At 65.0% G+C, this 17,880-nt stretch carries 19 protein-coding genes; 11 read left to right on the forward strand and 8 right to left on the reverse strand.

All coding sequences use genetic code 11. The annotated features are described in order from the left end of the window. The first annotated feature begins 39 nt into the window (after positions 1 to 39). The 8 genes from LU688_RS10820 (at position 40) to surE (ending at position 8,983) form a co-directional block, all read left to right on the forward strand. Positions 40 to 870 (forward strand): hypothetical protein, encoded by an 831-nt coding sequence (locus tag LU688_RS10820; RefSeq protein WP_094010444.1) that lies wholly within the window; start codon positions 40 to 42, stop codon positions 868 to 870. Between the two features lie 216 nt (positions 871 to 1,086). Continuing rightward, positions 1,087 to 2,325: an ATP-grasp domain-containing protein gene (locus LU688_RS10825; protein WP_094010443.1), complete on the forward strand. Its 1,239-nt coding sequence runs from the start codon at positions 1,087 to 1,089 to the stop codon at positions 2,323 to 2,325. Positions 2,326 to 2,410: 85 nt separating this feature from the next. After that, positions 2,411 to 3,454 carry an AbrB family transcriptional regulator gene (locus LU688_RS10830; RefSeq protein WP_023630163.1) on the forward strand — a complete coding sequence of 348 codons (1,044 nt, stop codon included), beginning with the start codon at positions 2,411 to 2,413 and terminating at the stop codon, positions 3,452 to 3,454. Positions 3,455 to 3,481: 27 nt separating this feature from the next. Continuing rightward, positions 3,482 to 4,495, forward strand: a complete 1,014-nt coding sequence (dmpG, locus tag LU688_RS10835; RefSeq protein WP_104444153.1) for a 4-hydroxy-2-oxovalerate aldolase — start codon at positions 3,482 to 3,484, stop codon at positions 4,493 to 4,495. Between the two features lie 15 nt (positions 4,496 to 4,510). After that, the gene (locus LU688_RS10840) at positions 4,511 to 5,389 is read left to right on the forward strand and encodes an acetaldehyde dehydrogenase (acetylating) (protein WP_023630165.1); all 879 of its coding nucleotides are present in this window, start codon (positions 4,511 to 4,513) and stop codon (positions 5,387 to 5,389) included. Between the two features lie 24 nt (positions 5,390 to 5,413). Next, positions 5,414 to 6,601: a pyridoxal phosphate-dependent aminotransferase gene (locus tag LU688_RS10845; RefSeq protein ID WP_232887976.1), complete on the forward strand. Its 1,188-nt coding sequence runs from the start codon at positions 5,414 to 5,416 to the stop codon at positions 6,599 to 6,601. A 54-nt stretch (positions 6,602 to 6,655) separates the two neighbouring features. After that, positions 6,656 to 8,173: an FAD/NAD(P)-binding protein gene (locus LU688_RS10850; protein WP_104444151.1), complete on the forward strand. Its 1,518-nt coding sequence runs from the start codon at positions 6,656 to 6,658 to the stop codon at positions 8,171 to 8,173. Positions 8,174 to 8,221: 48 nt separating this feature from the next. Beyond that, entirely contained in the window at positions 8,222 to 8,983 is a 762-nt protein-coding gene (gene surE / locus LU688_RS10855; RefSeq protein ID WP_094010439.1) for a 5'/3'-nucleotidase SurE, read from the forward strand. Positions 8,984 to 9,012: 29 nt separating this feature from the next. Here the strand turns inward: surE and LU688_RS10860 are convergent, their stop codons facing one another. Continuing rightward, positions 9,013 to 9,414 carry a DUF4440 domain-containing protein gene (locus LU688_RS10860; RefSeq protein WP_023631690.1) on the reverse strand — a complete coding sequence of 134 codons (402 nt, stop codon included), beginning with the start codon at positions 9,412 to 9,414 and terminating at the stop codon, positions 9,013 to 9,015. Further along, positions 9,407 to 10,762, reverse strand: coding sequence for an MFS transporter (locus LU688_RS10865; RefSeq protein ID WP_160290563.1), 1,356 nt, complete (start codon positions 10,760 to 10,762; stop codon positions 9,407 to 9,409). The genes LU688_RS10860 and LU688_RS10865 overlap by 8 nt, the downstream gene beginning before the upstream one ends. 90 nt (positions 10,763 to 10,852) lie before the next feature. On the opposite strand from LU688_RS10865, the gene LU688_RS10870 reads away from it, so the two are divergent. After that, positions 10,853 to 11,755 (forward strand): LysR family transcriptional regulator, encoded by a 903-nt coding sequence (locus tag LU688_RS10870; protein WP_094010437.1) that lies wholly within the window; start codon positions 10,853 to 10,855, stop codon positions 11,753 to 11,755. Positions 11,756 to 11,764: 9 nt separating this feature from the next. On the opposite strand, the gene LU688_RS10875 is transcribed toward LU688_RS10870, so the two are convergent. From LU688_RS10875 to LU688_RS10895, 5 genes are all read right to left on the reverse strand, one after another. Next, positions 11,765 to 12,385: a TetR/AcrR family transcriptional regulator gene (locus LU688_RS10875; protein WP_023631488.1), complete on the reverse strand. Its 621-nt coding sequence runs from the start codon at positions 12,383 to 12,385 to the stop codon at positions 11,765 to 11,767. 156 nt (positions 12,386 to 12,541) lie between these two features. Further along, positions 12,542 to 12,784 carry a hypothetical protein gene (locus LU688_RS10880; RefSeq protein WP_094010436.1) on the reverse strand — a complete coding sequence of 81 codons (243 nt, stop codon included), beginning with the start codon at positions 12,782 to 12,784 and terminating at the stop codon, positions 12,542 to 12,544. 130 nt (positions 12,785 to 12,914) lie between these two features. Beyond that, entirely contained in the window at positions 12,915 to 13,616 is a 702-nt protein-coding gene (locus LU688_RS10885; protein ID WP_038705833.1) for a YoaK family protein, read from the reverse strand. 34 nt (positions 13,617 to 13,650) lie between these two features. Beyond that, positions 13,651 to 14,124, reverse strand: coding sequence for a GNAT family N-acetyltransferase (locus LU688_RS10890; protein ID WP_094010435.1), 474 nt, complete (start codon positions 14,122 to 14,124; stop codon positions 13,651 to 13,653). 96 nt (positions 14,125 to 14,220) lie between these two features. Next, entirely contained in the window at positions 14,221 to 14,835 is a 615-nt protein-coding gene (locus tag LU688_RS10895) for a dihydrofolate reductase family protein (protein ID WP_094010434.1), read from the reverse strand. Positions 14,836 to 14,953: 118 nt separating this feature from the next. Between LU688_RS10895 and LU688_RS10900 the strand changes: the two genes are divergently transcribed. Then, positions 14,954 to 15,328, forward strand: a complete 375-nt coding sequence (locus LU688_RS10900) for a GFA family protein (RefSeq protein ID WP_094010433.1) — start codon at positions 14,954 to 14,956, stop codon at positions 15,326 to 15,328. 52 nt (positions 15,329 to 15,380) lie between these two features. On the opposite strand, the gene nhaB is transcribed toward LU688_RS10900, so the two are convergent. After that, positions 15,381 to 16,883, reverse strand: coding sequence for a sodium/proton antiporter NhaB (gene nhaB, locus LU688_RS10905; RefSeq protein WP_094010432.1), 1,503 nt, complete (start codon positions 16,881 to 16,883; stop codon positions 15,381 to 15,383). A 151-nt stretch (positions 16,884 to 17,034) separates the two neighbouring features. Here nhaB and LU688_RS10910 point away from each other — a divergent pair, with 151 nt between their 5' ends. Then, on the forward strand, positions 17,035 to 17,847 hold the full coding sequence (locus LU688_RS10910) for a crotonase/enoyl-CoA hydratase family protein (RefSeq protein WP_023630716.1): 813 nt from the start codon (positions 17,035 to 17,037) through the stop codon (positions 17,845 to 17,847). The last annotated feature ends 33 nt before the right edge of the window (positions 17,848 to 17,880 follow it).

Raw genomic sequence — 17,880 nt, forward strand, 5'->3', positions numbered from 1 at the left:
CAACGCGCTACATCATCATCCAACAAGGAAAAGAGTGAGATGACCGTGAGTAACTTGCCGACCGTGCACAGCCAGTTGCTGAGTGTGATTGAACCGGTGTTGCAGGAGATGCCTGCCGGCGTGCTGAAACAGGCGCTATGGGATGAGTTCCGCAACCAGGAGGCCGCGCTGGTCGACATCGAGGAGGCGTTCCAGGTGCTGACTTCGCGCCGCCATGACGCCGCGGCGTTACGCAAGTTCTTCGCCAGCTGGTCGAAGACCAACAACTCGGCCGCCAGCGTCTCCGGCCTGGCCAATCGCTTGACCCTGCTGGCGCGTTCCGAGCAGGGCAGCGCCGCCGCGCAGCAGATCTACCAGGTGTGCGGCAGCCTGCAGCGAATCACCGACGAGGACCTGGGGGCGCTGGGCAACATCTTGCATGCCGACCTGTTCTACAACATGGCCACGCCACTGTGTGGCGACGACCAGTGGCTGCTCAAGGAAAACTGCCTGCCGTCGGCGCAGGCGTTCAAGGACTGGACCGATACCCGCCGTCTGCGTGACCGTGACCTGCTCCAGGGCCTGCTGACCACGCTGGTGCATGAGGTCTACACCCACGGTGAGGTGGAGTACATCCATCCGTTGTACACCCGCTGGTTCGAGCGCGACATGGGGGTCCCGCCCGAGCAGGTGCGCAAGACTGTGGCCTGGGTCACCGTGCACACCGGGGGGACCGAAAGCAATCATTTCGCCCACGCGGTCGAGGCGGTCGAGGCCTTCGTCAAGGCCATGGGCATCGCCGTGGACAGGGCTACGGCCCGTGAAGTCTTTGCCCAATACCTGCAGCGCAAGGCCGAGGTGATGCGCGACTGCGCCGCCTGCCTGATCTGACCGGCTGAGTCCCGCCTGAAAGACGCCTGCCATGTTCCCCGACATGGCAGCGCTTTCGCACGCCTTGCAAACCACCTGCATGGGCTAGGTGGGGAGTATCAATAACGACTGAATCGGTATTGGCATCGGCCGCCGACTCCTCAGCAGAATCAGTGGTGAGCCTGGCCCTGGTGCCTGGTCACTTTCTGACTTATGCAAGCACGCAAGGAACGCCTCATGCAGCTGATCGTCTTCTGCCCACCCAAGATCATTCTCCAGCACAGCGCGCAAAGCTGGGCCGACGCCCTAGGGCCGGGAGGCATGCTGCTGAGCTGCAACTCCCGCGCCCAGGAAATCACCGCGCATCTTGGCGATCAAGTGGTGTACCGGTTGTTCGACTATTTCAACGACAACGCGCTGGTCGAGGTGGATGTCCATGACATGGCCCGCGAGATGCGCGATCCGTTGTGCGTGGCACTGGCCGAGATCGATGTGCTGCGGGTGGCGCGCATCAACGACCGGCTGGGTGTCAGCCAGGGCGCCGAGGGGCGCGCGATGTTCTATCGCGACAAGTTCTTCATGAAGCAGAGGGCCCGCGACCGTGGTTTCGCCGTCGCCGACATGGCGCCGCTGACCCATGCCACCGCAGCGATCCAGTTCAGTGAGCAGCACGGCTTCCCGGTGGTGGTCAAACCGCGCGATGGTCGTGGCTCGAACGGCGTGGAAGTACTCAGGGACATGTCGCAGCTTCGCCAGTGGCTGGCTGCGCGTGGCGCCACCACCTTCCACAACCTGATGATCGAGCGCTATGTGCGGGGCAGCCACTACATCGTCAACGGCCTTTACATCGACGGCAAGCCGATCCTTGTGTCGCCTGTGCGGGTGATGACCTCGGCGCTGGACTTCCTCGGCGGCAAGGCCCACGACCTGCACATGCTCGATGCCAGCAATCCGATGCGCGACAAGCTGGTGCGCTATGCCCGTGCGCTGGTCGAGGATGTGCTGCCTTCCGAGCCGACCCTGCTGTTCCACCTTGAACTGTTCGTCACCGACACGGGCGAGATTGTCCTGTGCGAAATCGCCTCGAGGCTGGGCGGGGTGTTCTTCAACCAGGAGATCAGCCATGCCTGGGGCCTGGACCCGCGCATGACCTTCCTGCGCGCGCTGCGCGATCCCGCGTATCGTCCGGCGTCCATGATCGAACCGCGGCAGATGGTCGGGCACATCAGCATTCCACCGCGAGTCGGCCTGTTGCGCGAGGTGCCGAGCGACTGCCCGCTCGACGGCGTGCTGGAGTACCGCATATCGGCGAGCAGGATGACCGCCTACCGGTCGATGGAGTTCACCAACTCGGAAATCCTCAATGCCATCGTCGCCGGGCGCAACGAGCGTGAGCTGCAACTGCGGCTTGGCGAAGTCGAGCGCTGGTTCCACGAAAGCTGCGACTGGGCGGGCAACGAAGCGGCCGCCGTCTAGCCGCTTGACTGTCCTGTTCCTCAATCACTTTTGCTGACCGTGCCGCCAGTCGGGACGGTCATGCCTGCAGACAGGTGACGATGCCATGAAACCTTTGATCGAGAGCCTCATCCCCATTCCGGTCGCGGCCCTGGGGGCCTGGCTGGGATTTCTCAGCGGGCTGCCGCTCGGTGAACTGATCGGCGCCATCTGCGCGGTCACGGCGTTGAGCAAGTGGGGCGTGCGCATGCGCATGCCATTCCCGTTCGTGGCCACCGTGCAGTTGCTGTTGGGGATCAGTGTCGGCTCCACGGTCACCGCCTCGATGATGCACGAGCTCACTGACTTCAGCATTCTGCTCGGGCTGCTGGTGTGCATGACCACACAGATCCTGGTGGGCTACAACTGGCTGCGCCGCATGGAGAAGTGGGGCCATATCGAAAGCCTGCTCAGTGCCATTCCCGGCGCCATGGCGGCGGTGATGACGGTGTCGGGGGAGGAGGGACCGGCCTCTGGCCGAATCGCCTTCGTGCATATCGTCCGATTATTGGCGCTGTTGCTGGTGGTGACGCTGATCGCAGGCGGGCATGGCGACAGTGCGGTGCCGGCCACCGGCACCCTGGGCGACTACCTGCGGATCGTCCCGGTGGCGCTGGTCGCGGTCGCCGCCGGCTATCTGCTGGAGCGCTTCGATGTGCCCGCGCCGTACATGCTTACCGGCCTGGTCTGTGCGGCCGCCGTCAACATCGGCATGCCGTCGGTCAACCTGCACGTGCCCGACCCGGTGGCGATGGTGGCGTTGATCCTGCTGGGTGGCTTGATCGGTATTCGCCTGCGCGACATCACCTTGGGAGACGTACTGCGATACGTGCGTGCTGGCCTGGTGGTGACCACGCTGACGTTTTGCACCACCTTGCTGGTGGCCGCGCTCGCCGCCCAGCTCACCGGCAAACCTTTCCTGGCGCTGTTCATGTCCTGGGTGCCGGGCGGTGTCGAGGTGATGACCGCGGCCGCCCTGTTGCTCAAGCTCGATCCTGCCTTCGTCATGCTCAACCACGTGGTGCGCATGTCGATCATTCATATCTCTCCGGCGTTCCTGCCCAAGCGGTTGCTCCAGCCCGAACCGGTTACCGACGCACCGCGCAACTGAACCTTCGATCACAAGGACCTGATCTCGATGACCGCTGCAATCGCCATTCATGATCCGACCCTGCGCGACGGCAACCATGCCGTCTCCCATTCGTTGAGCCTGGAAGATATCGCCGCCTATTGCCGTGCAGTCGACAGCTGCGGCCTGAGCGTGGTCGAGGTCGGCCACGGCAATGGCCTGGGAGCATCGTCCCTGCAGTTGGGGCTGGCCCGCCACGCCGACACCGAGATGCTCGAGACCGCGCGCGCCAACCTCAGTCGCACGCGCCTGGGCATCCACATGATTCCAGGCTTCGCCAGGCTGGACGATATCGATACCGCGCTGCGGATCGGTGTCGAGGTGTTGCGCATCGCCTCCCATTGCACCGAGGCGAGCGTGACCGAAAGCTATATCGAGCATGCGCGCGCCAACGGCGCGTATGTGCATGGCGTACTGATGATGTGCCACATGGCCAGCCCCGAGCGGTTGCTCGAGGAGGCGACGAAACAACAGGGCTATGGTGCCAACGCCATCGTGCTGATGGATTCGGCTGGCCACCTCGATCCGGACAGCACCCGTGAGCGGATTGCCTTGCTCAGCAGCGAACTTTCGATTCCGGTGGGCTTCCATGGCCACAACAACCTGGGCCTGGCCATCGCCAACTCGCTGGCCGCGGTCCAGGCCGGGGCGACGATCGTCGACGGCTGCATGCGCGGCTTCGGTGCCGGTGCCGGCAACACCCAGCTGGAGACCCTGTGCGCGGTGCTTGAGCGTTACCGCTTCGCCACCGGCGTGGACATTTTCGCCCTGTGCCGCGCCATCGAGCAGTTGGAGAGCATCGCCCCGGTCAGCACGCCCACGGTCGTCAAGACCGCCAACCTGATCAGTGGCCTGTACGGCGTGTGCAGTGGTTTCGAAAAACATGTCGCGCGCGCCGCCAGCGAGTTCGGCGTCGAACCACGGCGAATCTACGAAGCCCTGGCCCAGTGCAATGCGGTAGCCGGCCAGGAAGACCTGATCATCTCGGTGGCCAGCCGCCTTTCGCAACCTTCCGTTGCCTGACTCTGGAGTGCGTTCATGTCCCTGAAAACCGCCATCATCGGCAGCGGCAACATCGGTTGCGACATCCTGTGCAAGGTCCTGGCCCATCCGGACCTGGACTGCACGCTGGTCGCCGGACGCTCCCCACACTCAGCGGGCCTTGCCTTCGCCCGTGAGCGCGGGGTCGCCATCACCGCCGACGGTATCGAAGGTCTGTTCGCCCGGATCGGCGAGTTCGACCTGGTGTTCGACGCCACCTCGGCCACCGACCATGAGCGCCATGCGCCGCGCCTGATCGAGGCCGGCAAGGTGATCATCAACCTCACCCCGGCAGCCCTGGGTCAACTGTGCGTGCCTTCGCTCAACGGCCTGGAGCTGACCGGAGCGAGCAACGTCAACATGATCACCTGTGGTGGCCAGGCCTCGATCCCGCTGGCAGCCGCCATCGCCCGGGCCAACCCTGGGGTGCGCTATATCGAGGTGGTGTCGTCGATCAGCGCCGAAAGCGCAGGCCCCGCCACCCGCCGCAACCTGAGCAACTACATCACCACCACCGAGCAGGCGCTGCGTCGCTTCACCGGCTGCACTCAGGTCAAGGCGATCCTTAACATCAACCCGGCCAAGCCCAATGTCTACATGCAGACGGCGGTCTCGGCACTGATCGCCCAAGTCGACCTGGCCGCCACCCGACGCGAGGTGGAGCGGGCCGTGGCGCTGGTGCGCGAGGCCGTTCCGGGCTACGAGGTGATCGTCGACCTGCACTACAGCGAAGGCCGCCTGTTCACCATGGTGCGGGTCGAGGGGGCGGGGGACTACCTTGATCCGAGTGCCGGCAATCTCGACATCATCACCGCGACGGCCACCCACATGGCTGCGCTAATGGCGCGTGGTCGCTCTGCCGTGCGCGCCGCTTGAAACGGAATTTCTGGAGAATCCTGCATGCCTTCGCTTTCACCAGATCTGGAATTCGCTCGATTCTGTCCGATCCTCGGGGTGGCGCAGAAGGTCAGTGAAGCGCCACAACCGGTCATCGACCTTGGGGTCGGCGTACCTGGCTTCTTGCCGGCGCCCCATATCGTCGAGGCGGCGGTGCGGGCGGCCCACGAGGACACCGGTGGCTATGGCGCCAGTCGTGGCGACCCGGCGTTGCTCAAGGCTTACCTTGGCTACCTGCGTCGCCTTGGCCATACGCATTTCGACGAGCGCAACCTGGTCGCGGGCCTCGGCGCCAAGCACCTGTTGTTCAGCGTGCTGCGGGCGATCATCCGACCGGGGGACAAACTGCTGGTCTCGACCCCGTGCTGGCCAACCTATTTCGATATCGCCGAACTGGTCGGGGCGGATGTCGTCGATGTGCGCTGCACCGCGCACAGCGGCTACAAGATGTCCCCCCAGGCGCTGGAACAGGCCCTCGACGAACAGGTGCGGGTGGTGCTGCTCAATTCCCCCGGGAACCCTACGGGCGCTGTGTATTCGGCCGAGGAGCTCCTGGGGCTGGCGCAAGTCCTGCGCAAACATGACGTCTGGATCATTTGCGATGACGTCTACCAGCGCTTCATCTATGACATGGACAGCTGTCCCGACCTGCTGACGGTGGCGCCGGATCTTGCCGGGCGCATCATCAAGATCGACAGCGTTTCCAAGCTCTACGGCATGCCGGGGTGGCGGGTCGGCTTGCTGGCGGCGGATCGACGCATCGCCGATGCGGTCACCACGCTGAATTCCAACTCGATCTCCAACCTGCCGGCCCCCGCTGCTGCGGCGGCGACAGCGGCACTGGAGGGTGACCAGGCTTTCTCCATTGCCGCCCGGCAGCGTCTGGCCGGGCAGCGTGAGGCCTTGCTCGAAGTGTTGCGCGGTGCGCCGTTGCTGCGCTTCTGCGAGCCTGCCGGAGCGTTCTACCTGTTTCTCGACATCGGCCAGGCGCTGGGCCGGTCGTTCCGCGGCCAGATGATCGGTGATGACGAGTCGTTCTGCGACGTGCTGCTCAAGGAGTTCGGCGTTGCCCTGATCCCTGGCAGTTTCTTCGGCACGGCGGGGCATGCCCGGCTGTCGTATTCCGGCGACGCCGGAAAAGTCCTGGCCGGTGCCGAGCGCATCAAGACTTTCCTGGGCGAGTTCGCCTGAGGCTGGAACGCAATCCGTGGACAGGGAAGCAATACTGGAGAGGGACGCAAGTTGATGAAAAACGCCTTTGCAATCGTCGGCTGCGGTGCGACGGCCATCGCCTTCCTGCAGCGCCATCTGGATCGTGTGGCCGCCGGCAGCGCGCCGGCCGGCGTCATCCACCTGTTCGAGAAACGGGATGACTTCGGCCGCGGCGCGGCTTACGAGGCTGACCTGGAGAGCAACCTGCTCAACACCAGGACCGGTCTCATCACGCCATACCCGCATCTGCCAGGGCATTTCCTGCAGTGGTTGCAGCAGAGCCCGCAGGCCTGGCGCCGCGCGTACCCCGATTTCCGCCCCGAGGCGGACGGGTTCGCGCCTCGGGCGCTGTTTGGTATCTATCTGCAGCATCAGCTCAAGCAGATCGTATTGCGTGGCGCGACCCTGGGCTGCCAGCTGGTGCAGTTGCAGGCAGAGGTCTGCGCGATCGACCTGATCGATGGCGTGGAAACCCTGCGCACCCGTTGCGGCCTCAGCTTGCCGACCGGCAAGGTCGTGCTGTGCTGTGGCCCGCTGGGCAAAAAGCCAGAATTGTCCGGCGATCCACGGGTGCTGGACACGCCGTATCCAGTTTCCCGTCTGCTGCGCGTGGTGGCGCCCCACGAGCGGGTGGCGGTGGTCGGCGCGCGACTGAGCGCCATCGACACCGTCATCGCGTTGATCGAACGGGGGCATAGAGGCCCCATCCGCATGCATTCGCGCAGTGGTTACTTTCCCGTGGTGCGGGGCACCCAGGAGCCGGTCACGCTGCGCTACCTGACCCGTGAAGGCGTCCATGCGCTGGTGGCACAGAACGGCCGTTTGCAGATCAGCGACCTGGTCGGCCTGTTCCGCAAGGAGCTGGCTTTCCAGGACCCGGGCAAGGCCAGCGCGGTCATCCCCATGCCCGCGCCGCCGGCCGACATCGCCTCTTTCATCGAAGGGGAACTCGAAAACGCCCGCTCACCGCGTATCTGGCAGGCAATCCTCTATGCCACCAACGAATTCGTCGAGGACATCTGGCAGGCACTGGATGATGCCGCGCAGGCGCGCTTCCTGCGCGAGTACTTCAGCTTCTTCATGGCCTATCGGGTTTCCATCCCGGCGCAGAATGCGCGCAAGATCCTCAGCTATCTGCGCAGTGGCCAGCTGGAGTTCGTCACCGGTCCGTTCGCCGCGCCGCAGCCGGGCGGCGACGGGCTGGTCCTGCAGGGCAGCGGCTGGCGCCATGTCTATGACCGGCTGATTCATGCCATCGGTTCCCCGCGCGACGTCGACCTGCTGGACTCGCCGTTGCTGGCTGCCTTGCTGGACAATGGCACGGTCACCCGCCATCCACAGGGGGGGATCTGCATCGACCCGACGAGCTATCGCGTGCAGGGCCGTACCGGCAGCTCCCGGCAGATCCATGCGGTGGGCGAACTGACAGTGGGCCAGTTCTTCTTCACCTCCGCGCTGGAGATCAATGGCCGCCACGCCGCCAGCTGTGCCGATGGGCTCGAGTGGAAGCAGGGCGTGCGTGCGGTCGGACGGGTGGAGGAGCATGTCTGAGCTATCGTTGCCGGGGCAACTTTGACCGGCAACTTCACAGGATTAACCATGACCTACCGATTCGAACGCATTCTGCTGACCAACGACGATGGCATCGACGCGCCCGGCCTGGCCGTGCTGGAACAGGTGGCGGCAGGGCTGGCCAGGGAGGTGTGGGTGGTGGCTCCCCACCGCGACCAGAGCGGCACCTCCCACTCGCTGAGCCTGCACGCGCCGCTGCGAGTGAGCAGTCATGGCGAGCGGCGCTTCGCCGTCACCGGCACGCCGGGCGACTGCGTGGCGCTGGCGCTGGGGCACCTGCTCAAGGGCGCCAGGCCCGACCTGGTGTTGTCCGGAATCAACCGTGGGGCGAACCTGGGCACTGAAACCGTGTTCTCCGGAACGGTCGGCGCGGCGATGACCGGGTTGCTGCTGGGCGTGCGCTCGATCGCCCTGAGCCAGGCCTACAGCGACCGCGAAGCGGTGCCTTGGAACATCGGCCTGAACCTGGCGCCCGAGGTGATTCTCGGTGTGCTGGACATGCCATGGCCGGCCGATGCCTGTCTCAACGTCAACTTCCCTGACTGTGCCCTGGAGGCCGTACGGCCGTTGAAAGTGACGCGCCAGGGCGTCGGGCCGTTGAACAGCATATCGGTGCGTACCGAGGTCGACCCGCGGCACTTCGAGTACCACTGGCTGCAGTTGAACAATCACCGCACCGAGGATGAGCCCGGCAGCGAAATGGCGGAACTGGCGCGTGGCCATGTCACGGTGACGCCGTTGCAGTTCGAGCGCACGCATGGCGCTGTGGAGCAGTCCTTGTCTGGATGATTGACGAGGGGTCGCAGGAGCGCAAACGCCTAGGCAGTCGCGGTTTCATGCAAGCAGCGCCACACCACGCCGCGATTGCTGCACTCCAACAGTGCCAGTGAGTAGCGAGCCTGAACCATCCCCTGCAATCGGTGGATTTCCTTGTAGCGCACCGCCACGTTCACCCCAGCTTGCCAGACCACCCGCACCTCGCTGATCTCGATCTCCAGGCCCGGTCGTGCGCCGGCCGCGCCCTTGAACAGTTGCTCCACCTGGGCGCGGGTCACCACCGTGCCCGCCGTGCCGACCATGCTGAAATCATCGGCGAACACCGCCATCAGCCCGCCGAGCACTGCCTGGGTCTCGGCCGCTGGGCGGGTGAAGATTCTGTGGATCAGCTCATGGACGTGATGAATGCTGCGCTCGGCGCGGGCAATCGCGTGGTCAGGCATGGCGAGGGTTCTCCGGGGGTAGTGTGTGCAGTGTCATCAGTGGCGCCAGCCCCAGCAGCGCGGCCAGGCTGAAGGTCAGGTGATAGGCGTCCGGCGTGCTCAGGCCTGCTAGCAACAGGTTGAAGATCATCAGCAGCAAGGCGGCGCCGACGCTGAAGGCCATCTGTCGATTGAGGTTCCACAGCACGCTGGCCTGCTGCATCCGCTCGCCGCCGAAGTCGAGCAGCGCGGTGGTCTGGGCGGTGTTGGCGCCGATGCCGCCGCCGATGCCCATGAGGCCGTAGGCCGCCATCAGTAGGGCGTTGTCCGCCGGCGTCTCGACCATGACCAGCAGGCAGATACCCAGGCTGTGCATGAGCATGCCGAGCAGCAACAGGCGGGCGGCACCGACGCGGTTGTACAGGCGGCCGGCCAGCAACATGGCGGCGAACGCCCCGGCCGCGTAGAGCAGCATGAACAGGCCGGTGGCCTGGGCGCTCAGCTGCAGCACATCCTGCAGATAGAAGATGTTCAACAGGTTGACCCCGGTGAAGACCCCGGGGATCGCATGGTACACCTGCATCGAGACCCGCAGGCGCGGGCTGGCTAGCAGTTTGAGTTCGACGATGCCTGTCGCCGCGCGTTGGTAGTGGGTGCGGTACAGCAGGGCGCAGGATACACCCGCCAGCAGGCAGGCGATGGCCAGCAGGGCGCCATGGCCGGCACCATACAGCGACAGGCCCAGCAGCAGGCAGGCCAGGGCGGCGCTGACCAGCAGCAATCCCTTGAAGTCCGGGCGTGGCGCTGTCGGTCCCGGCGCTTGGTCAAGCCAGGCCCAGGCCAGCGCCGCCGTCACCAGGGTCAGCGGAATGTTGCTGTGGAAGACCCACGGCCAGCGGCCATGGTCGACGATCAATCCGCCAAGGGTGGGTGACAGCGCCGGCGCCAGCAGCGCAACGGCCATCACCAGGGTGGACACGCGGGCGCGCTCCGGGCCCTGGAAGAGCTCGAAGGTCAGCGCCTGTCCTACGGGGATCAGCAAGCCACCGGCCATGCCCTGGACCAGGCGCCAGGTAATCAATGCAGCAAAGCTCTGCGCTTCGCCGCAGCCCCACATCGCCACGCTGAACGCCAGCATGGCGGCGCTCAACAGCCGCCGTGCGCCCCAGCGATTGGCCAGCCAGGTGCTCACCGGCACGGCCAGGGTCAGCCCGAGCATGTAGGCATTGCCAACCCATGCGCTGCTGGCGTTGCCAATGGCGAACTCGGCGGCGATCCGTGGCAACGCCACGGTCGGCATGAACAGGTTGATGCAGTCGATGAAGAACCCCATCAGGAAGATCGTTGCCACGCGATACCGGTACGTCATTGCCACTCCTTTTCGACGCGCAGAGTAGGTGTCGTGGACTGTCCCTGTCGATGTCGCTACCCTTGAAACTCTGTTTGATGGAAGTGAACAATGCCGCGCACGGCCCTCCACACCCAGCTCAACCGGGTGCAGACGTTTCTGGCGGTGGTCGATTTCGGCTCCTTCACCAAGGCGGCGGACTTTCTCGGCATCAGCAAAGCCATGGCCAGCCAGCACGTCAAGGCGCTGGAGCAGGCTCTGGGGGTGACGCTGCTGGCGCGCAGCACCCGTGCTATCGCCCCGACCGAAACCGGCCAAAGTTTCTATGAAGATTTCAAGGTGATCGTCAGCGATGTCGAGGGCGCCTTCGCCAGTGTGCTGCACCGGCACAACGGCCTATCGGGCAAGCTGCGCATCAGCACCACCGGGGAGTACGGTGAGCGCTTCATCCTGCCGCTGATCCCGCTGTTCGCCGCGCGCTATCCGGCGTTGTCACTCAGCTACGATACCGACTCGTCGCTGAGCGACCTGATTGCCGAACGGCTCGACCTGGTGGTGCGCCTTGGCGCGCTGCCGGATTCGAACCTGCGCAGTCGCCAGCTGGCCGAATACGACATTGTGGTGGTGGCTGCCCCGGCCTTTCTCGCCCGCCATGCCATCGAACGGCCCGAGGCACTGACGGAAACACCCTGGATTGCCAACAGCAATCTACAGGGCCCGACCGCCTGGACCTTGCACAGCGCGCAGGCGGGGAGTGCAAGCGTCGTCGGCCGGGTGGCCTACCAGTCCAATGCGTCGCACGCCATCCGGGCGATGGCTTGCGCCGGCCTGGGCGTGGCCGTGCTGCCGGCCTGGCTGGTCGAGCAGGACCTGGCCGACGGCACCCTGCGGCGGGTACTGCCGGACTACAGTCTGCCGAGGCAGCCGATCAGCGTGGTGTACCCGAACAGCAACCATGTGCCGCGCAAGACCCGGGTGTTCATCGATTTCTTGTGCGAGCACCTGGGGCGCTAAGGGTGCCGCTCAGGGCTCCAGGCCGATGCCGCGCAGGATGACGCCGGTCACCGTCTGCACAGCTTGCTCGAACGCCATGTCCGACAGCGGCTCACCGTCATTGAGCAGGGTCACCTGGAAACCGAAGTCGGCGTAGTGCTGGGTCGCCGCCCAGATCATGTACAGCAGCGCCGATGGTTCCACCGGCAGGATGCGTCCGTCCTCGACCCAGCTGCGGATCTTCGCCTGCTTGAGCTGCGCCCAGGGCACCAGGATCTCGTCCAGGCTGGGGCTCAGCAGCGGGGCGCCGTGGAGAATCTCCTCGGCCCAGATCTTCGAGCCCAGCGGCCGCGAGCGCGAGTGGCCCATCTTGGCGCGGATGTAGCTGGTCAGTACCACCCGCGGGTCGTCGAAGTGCTCGAAGCACAGGGCATCCTGCTTCCAGACATCCAGCAGGTCCTGCAGCACGGCGCGGTACAGGTCGTCCTTGGTGCTGAAGTAGTAGTGCAGGTTGGAGCGCGGCAGTTGCGCCCGTTCGGCGATATCGCCCATGGAGGTGGCGGCGTAGCCCTTGTCGGCGAACACCTGCTCGGCGGCTTGCAGGATCTTTTCGACATTGCGCCGGCGGATTTCGATCTTGTGGTTGGCCATGGGCTGTCCGTGGTGACCTGAACAGGGCAAGGCTAACAGCTTTAGCGGGGCCGCGATAAGGTCAAGGTTGCCGTAAAAGGCCGTGGAGCGAGGTGCCCGTAGAAAAACCGGTGGCGGCCGAGGAGCACCTGCTCACGCTCCTGAACCACGTCGAGGTCAACCGCTGATCGCGGTCGTGGCCCTGGCGGCGTTGGTCATGGCTTGCTGGTGATCGGCGCGCACCACGGCCAGTTTGCGGCGTTCGTACTCTTCCTGGCTCAGGCCCTGGCGTTGCAATGCTTCGAGTTGCAGTTGACGGGCTTCCTCGGCGCTGTAGGGGCGTAGCTCAGGATGGCTGGCGCAACCGCTCAGCACAGCGATGGCCAGAGCGGCGAGGAGGAAGCGGGCGGTGGTGTTCATCGGGATGATTCCGGGGGCTGTCGGATCGATGAACCCAGGTTATTGGCCACAGTGGCACGATGGAAATCGCTGTGCTCGATAGTGACTATCGACGGCTGCGCGCCTGCTGTTCAGCGCAAGCTCTAGGCCCTCAGCGCGGCATGTAGCCCAGTTGCCAGGCTCGCGGAATGAACAGCGTCACCAGCGCCAGCACGCATGCCAGGGCGCAACTGGCCGCCAGCGCCTGCAAGCCCAGCCGTTGCTGCAGCCAAGCCCCGAGCGCGGCACCTAGCAACATGCCGCTCCAGGGCACCAGCTGTACCCGCCAGCCGTGGCGCCGCTCACCCAGCAACCAACGCCCCAGGCCACGGCCGAAACGCGACAGCGCGCCAGTGACGTAGGTCAGGCCGATTGGCAGGCCGTTCACCTGTTCGACTACGGCATTGAGCATGCCCATGGCCAGGGTGGCCGCGATTAGTGCAGGGAACGTGGTGGCGGCAGGCCAGGCCGTGGCAAACGCCAGCAGGCTGGCGACGATCAGCAGCAAGGGCGCGGCGCGGCGGCGCAAGCGGCGGGCCAGCAATACGCCCAGGGTGTTGCCCAGCACGAAACTGAGAATCGCCAGGGCCAGGCGCAGCATCAGCGAAAAGTCCGCCTGGCTGATGGCCACCGCCAGGCGCGTGGTGTTGCCGCTCATGAACGACACGAAGTCGCCCAGCGCCAGCAGGCCGATGGCGTCAGTCATGCCGGCCAGCACCGACAATCCGGCCACCAGCCCTAGGCCGACCCGCCCGCGCAGGGCCTGCAAGCGGACCCGACGGGCACTGTGCTGGGAGGTGGCGGTGGGCAGCATGGGGCGAGTCTCCGGGGCGCAGGGGGCCCTGATCTTATACCCCGACCAGCACCTTGCGCATGGGGATGCAGGACAGTTCGAGGCCGAATGGGGATTGGTAGACCGACAGCGCATCGCCGGTGTAGCCGCAGCGGCGATAGAACGCCGCTGCGTTCAGGGTCGAGTCCAGGTTGACCGCCTCCAGACCTTCGGCCCTGGCGATGCCTTCGAGGTGTTCGACCATCGCCCGGGCGATGCCACGGCCCATGAACGCCGGCAGCACGAACAGGGCACCCAGTTCACCGCTGTCCAGGTCGAGCATGCCGGTGGCGACGATCGTGTCGCCCATGCAGGCGAGGTGGAAATGCTCGGCGACCAGGGCCGCGTAACCTTCGGTGAAAGGTACGTCGGCCCAGGCCTGGGCCAGGGCGGCATCGTAGGCTTCGGTGCACTGCCACAGGATCGCCTGGCGGCGGATGGCGTACGTGTCCAGCGCGTCGTGACGGCTGGCGCGGCGTATGTCGAGCATGGGTTCCCTCCCGGTTGAGCCTGGATGATAACAAGGCGCCGGGGCAAACGGACGCAGGCCTCGCCAGCGCCATCAACCGCCTGCTCGACTGACTGGTCAGAACGATCCCGTTTGCACCTCGCCGCTGCGCACGTAGTGGGCGAGCAATACACCCTTGGGCGTGCTGCTCGACTCCACCAATGTGAAGGCCACAGCCTGGGCATCGTCACCGAACAGGCGCTTGCCACGCCCAAGAAGCAAGGGGTGGATCAGCAACCGCAGCTCATCTACCAGGCCCGCCGCTAGCAGTTGGCGTACCAGTTCGCCGCTGCCTTGGGTCAGCAGCGTCGGGCCGTCCTGTTGTTTGAGAGCGCGGACAGCTCCAGGCACGTCAGCGCCCAACGGGTAACTGTTTTGCCAGTCGATGGATTCGGGATGGTGCGTGGCGACATGCTTGGCCACGCCATTGAACAGGTCGGCCAAGGGCCGGTCCGGCGCCTCGGGCCCGACCTTTGGCCAGAACCCGGCGAAGATATCGTAGGTGCGTCTTCCCAGCAGCAGTTCGAACGGTTGGCTGAACAAGGTCTGCATGGCCTGGCCGAAGGCCTCGTCGGCCAGGGGCGGGATCCAGCCACCAAATGTGAAGCCGCCGCTGGTGTCTTCCTCCGGCCCGCCGGGGGCCTGCATGACGCCGTCGAGGGTGACGAAGGCGGCGACGATGAGCTTGCGCATGGGGTGAACCTCCTCTTGGGTGTGCTGGATAGTCGAACGGGGGTGGCATGAATCGACAGGAACCTTGAACGATAGTGGAGGTTCAACCATTGCATGGGACCACCAGAGGAGGTGAGTGATGGACAAGGTTACCGGCGGCTGCCTGTGCGGCCAGTTACGTATCGAAGCCCAGGGGCGGCCGCGACGGGTCGGGCTGTGCCATTGCCTGGATTGCCGCAAGCATCACGGTGCGTTGTTCGGCGCTTCTGCGATGTTCGCCGAGCAGACCGTGAGTATCAGCGGGGAAGCCTCGAACTACGGCGACAGGTATTTCTGCCCGCATTGCGGCTCGTCGGTGTTCGCGCGCAGCGGTGATGAAGTGGAGGTGCACCTTGGGGCACTGGACGCGCCGGATCGCTTCACGCCGACCTATGAACTGTGGGTGATCAGGCGCGAAGCGTGGTTGCCGGCTTTTGCGGATCTCGAGCGGTTCGATCGGGACCGGGCGGGTTAGCCGTTCCCAGCCCCGGCCAGTGAGGAGCGGCGCAGCGCCGCTCCCACGTGTTTCACAGCCAGAAGGTCACCGCCCACCAGCCCAGGCCGCCCATGACCACGGTATAGGGCAGCGCCATCCACACCATGCGTCCATACGACAGGCGAATCAGCGGCGCAATCGCCGAGGTCAGCAGGAACAGGAACGCCGCCTGGCCATTGGGCGTGGCCACGCTGGGCAGGTTGGTGCCGGTGTTGATCGCCACCGCCAGGGTCTCGAAGTGCTCGCGGCTCATCGCGCCATTGACGAACGCCTGCTTGACCTCGGTGATGTAGATGGTGGCGACGAACACGTTGTCGCTGATCGCCGACAGCAGCCCATTGGCCAGGTACAGCATGCCCGGCTGCTGCTCGCTGGGCAGCGCCAGCACCCAGGCGATCAGCGGGCTGAACAGTTGCTGCTGGTGGATCACCGCGACCACGGCGAAGAACACCACCAGCAGCGAGGTGAACGGCATGGCGTCCTGGAACGCACGGCCCAGGCGATGTTCGTCGGTGATGCCGGTGAAGGCGGTGATCAACACGATGACCAGCAGGCCGATCAGGCCCACTTCGGCAATGTGCAGCCCCAGGCAGACAATCAGGATCAGTGCGGCCAGACCCTGGACCACCAGTGCCACCCGTTGTGCCTGGGTGCGCGCGGCATCGTCCTCGGCGGCGTAGGTGGCCAGCACCTGGCGCACGCGCTCGGGCATCAGCGTGCCATAGCCGAACAGCCGCAGTTTCTCCAGCAGTACGCAGGTCACCAGGCCCGCCGCCAGAACCGGCATCGACACCGGCGCGACCTTGCGGAAGAAGTCGGCGAAATGCCAACCCATTTCATGGCCGATCAGCAGGTTCTGCGGCTCGCCCACCAAGGTGCAGACGCCACCCAGCGCGGTACCCACCGCGCCATGCATCAGCAGGCTGCGCAGGAAGGCGCGGAACTGCTCGAGGTCTTCGCGGTGCAACTGCTCGACCTCATGGTCGCTGTCCAGCGCCGACTCTTCGCGCGGATTGGCGCCCGAGGCGACCCGGTGGTAGACGGCATAGAAGCCGACTGCGGCGCTGATGATCACCGCGGTCACGGTCAGGGCATCGAGGAACGCCGAGAGAAACGCCGACAACACGCAGAACAGCAGGCTTAGCACCGCCTTGGAGCGCACTCCGAGCAGGATCCGCGAAAACAGGAACAGCAGCAGCTCTTTCATGAAATGGATGCCGGCGACCATGAACATCAGCAGCAGGATCACCGGGAAGTTGTGCTGCAACTCCTCGTACAGGGCTTCGGGCGTGGTCAGGCGCAGCAGCAGCGCCTCGACCAGCAGCAGGCCGCCGGGCATCAGCGGGTAGCACTTGAGTGCCATCCCTAAGGTGAAGATGAACTGGATCACCAGCACCCAGCCGGTGACCACCGGGCCGAGGGTCGCCAGCAGCAAGGGATTGAGCAGCAGGAACAGGCAGATGACGGCCTTGTACCAACGCGGCGACTGGCCCAGGAAGCTGCGGGCGAGGGCACCGGTCAGGGAACGGGACATGAATTTGTATCCTTTTGATTCAGCAGTGGCGCACGGTGCCGGATCGTGCGTCAGGGTGCAAGTTGTCCAGTCCGGCTTTTGGCACATGCACCGCCTTGCGGGTGCGCTAAGATCCGCCGTTGTGAATCCTTTCCCCACAGGAGTGCCGTCCGTGACCGAATACACCGCGTTCAAGGTCGAACTGACCGACAACATCGCCCACGTGCAGATCAACCGCCCGGAAAAGATCAACGCGATGAACGCCGCCTTCTGGGAGGAGCTGGTCCAGATCTTCCAGTGGATCGACGACACCGACGCGGTGAGGGTGGTGGTACTCAGCGGCGCCGGCAAGCATTTTTCCTCGGGCATCGACCTGATGATGCTGGCCGCGTTGGCTCAACAGCTGGGCAAGGATGTCGGCCGCAACGCCCGGGTGATGCGCCGCACCATCTTGCGCCTGCAGGGTTCGTTCAACGCCGTGGACAACTGCCGCAAGCCGGTGCTGGCGGCGATCCAGGGCTACTGCATCGGTGGCGCCATCGACCTGGTCTCGGCCTGCGATATGCGCTACTGCGCCAGCGACGCGCAGTTCTCGATCAAGGAGATCGACATGGGTATGGCCGCCGATGTCGGCACCCTGCAACGTTTGCCGCGTATCATCGGTGACGGCATCATGCGCGAACTGGCCTACACCGGTCGAATGGTCGATGCCCAGGAAGCACTGCGCATCGGCCTGGTCAACCGCGTCTATGATGACCAGGCGGCGTTGCTCGACGGGGTCTTTGCCATTGCCCGCGAGATTGCCGCAAAATCACCGATCGCCGTGGCCGGCACCAAAGAGATGATCAGCTACATGCGCGACCATCGCATCGACGATGGCCTGGAGTACATCGCCACCTGGAACGCCGCCATGCTGCAGTCCGAAGACTTGCGCGTGGCCATGGCCGCCCACATGAGCAAACAGCAACCGACGTTCGCCGACTGACTGACAGTGGCGGGCGCCATTTAGGGACCCGAA

Source organism: Pseudomonas soli (assembly GCF_021283165.2).
In the GTDB taxonomy this organism is placed as follows: Bacteria; Pseudomonadota; Gammaproteobacteria; order Pseudomonadales; family Pseudomonadaceae; genus Aquipseudomonas; species Aquipseudomonas soli.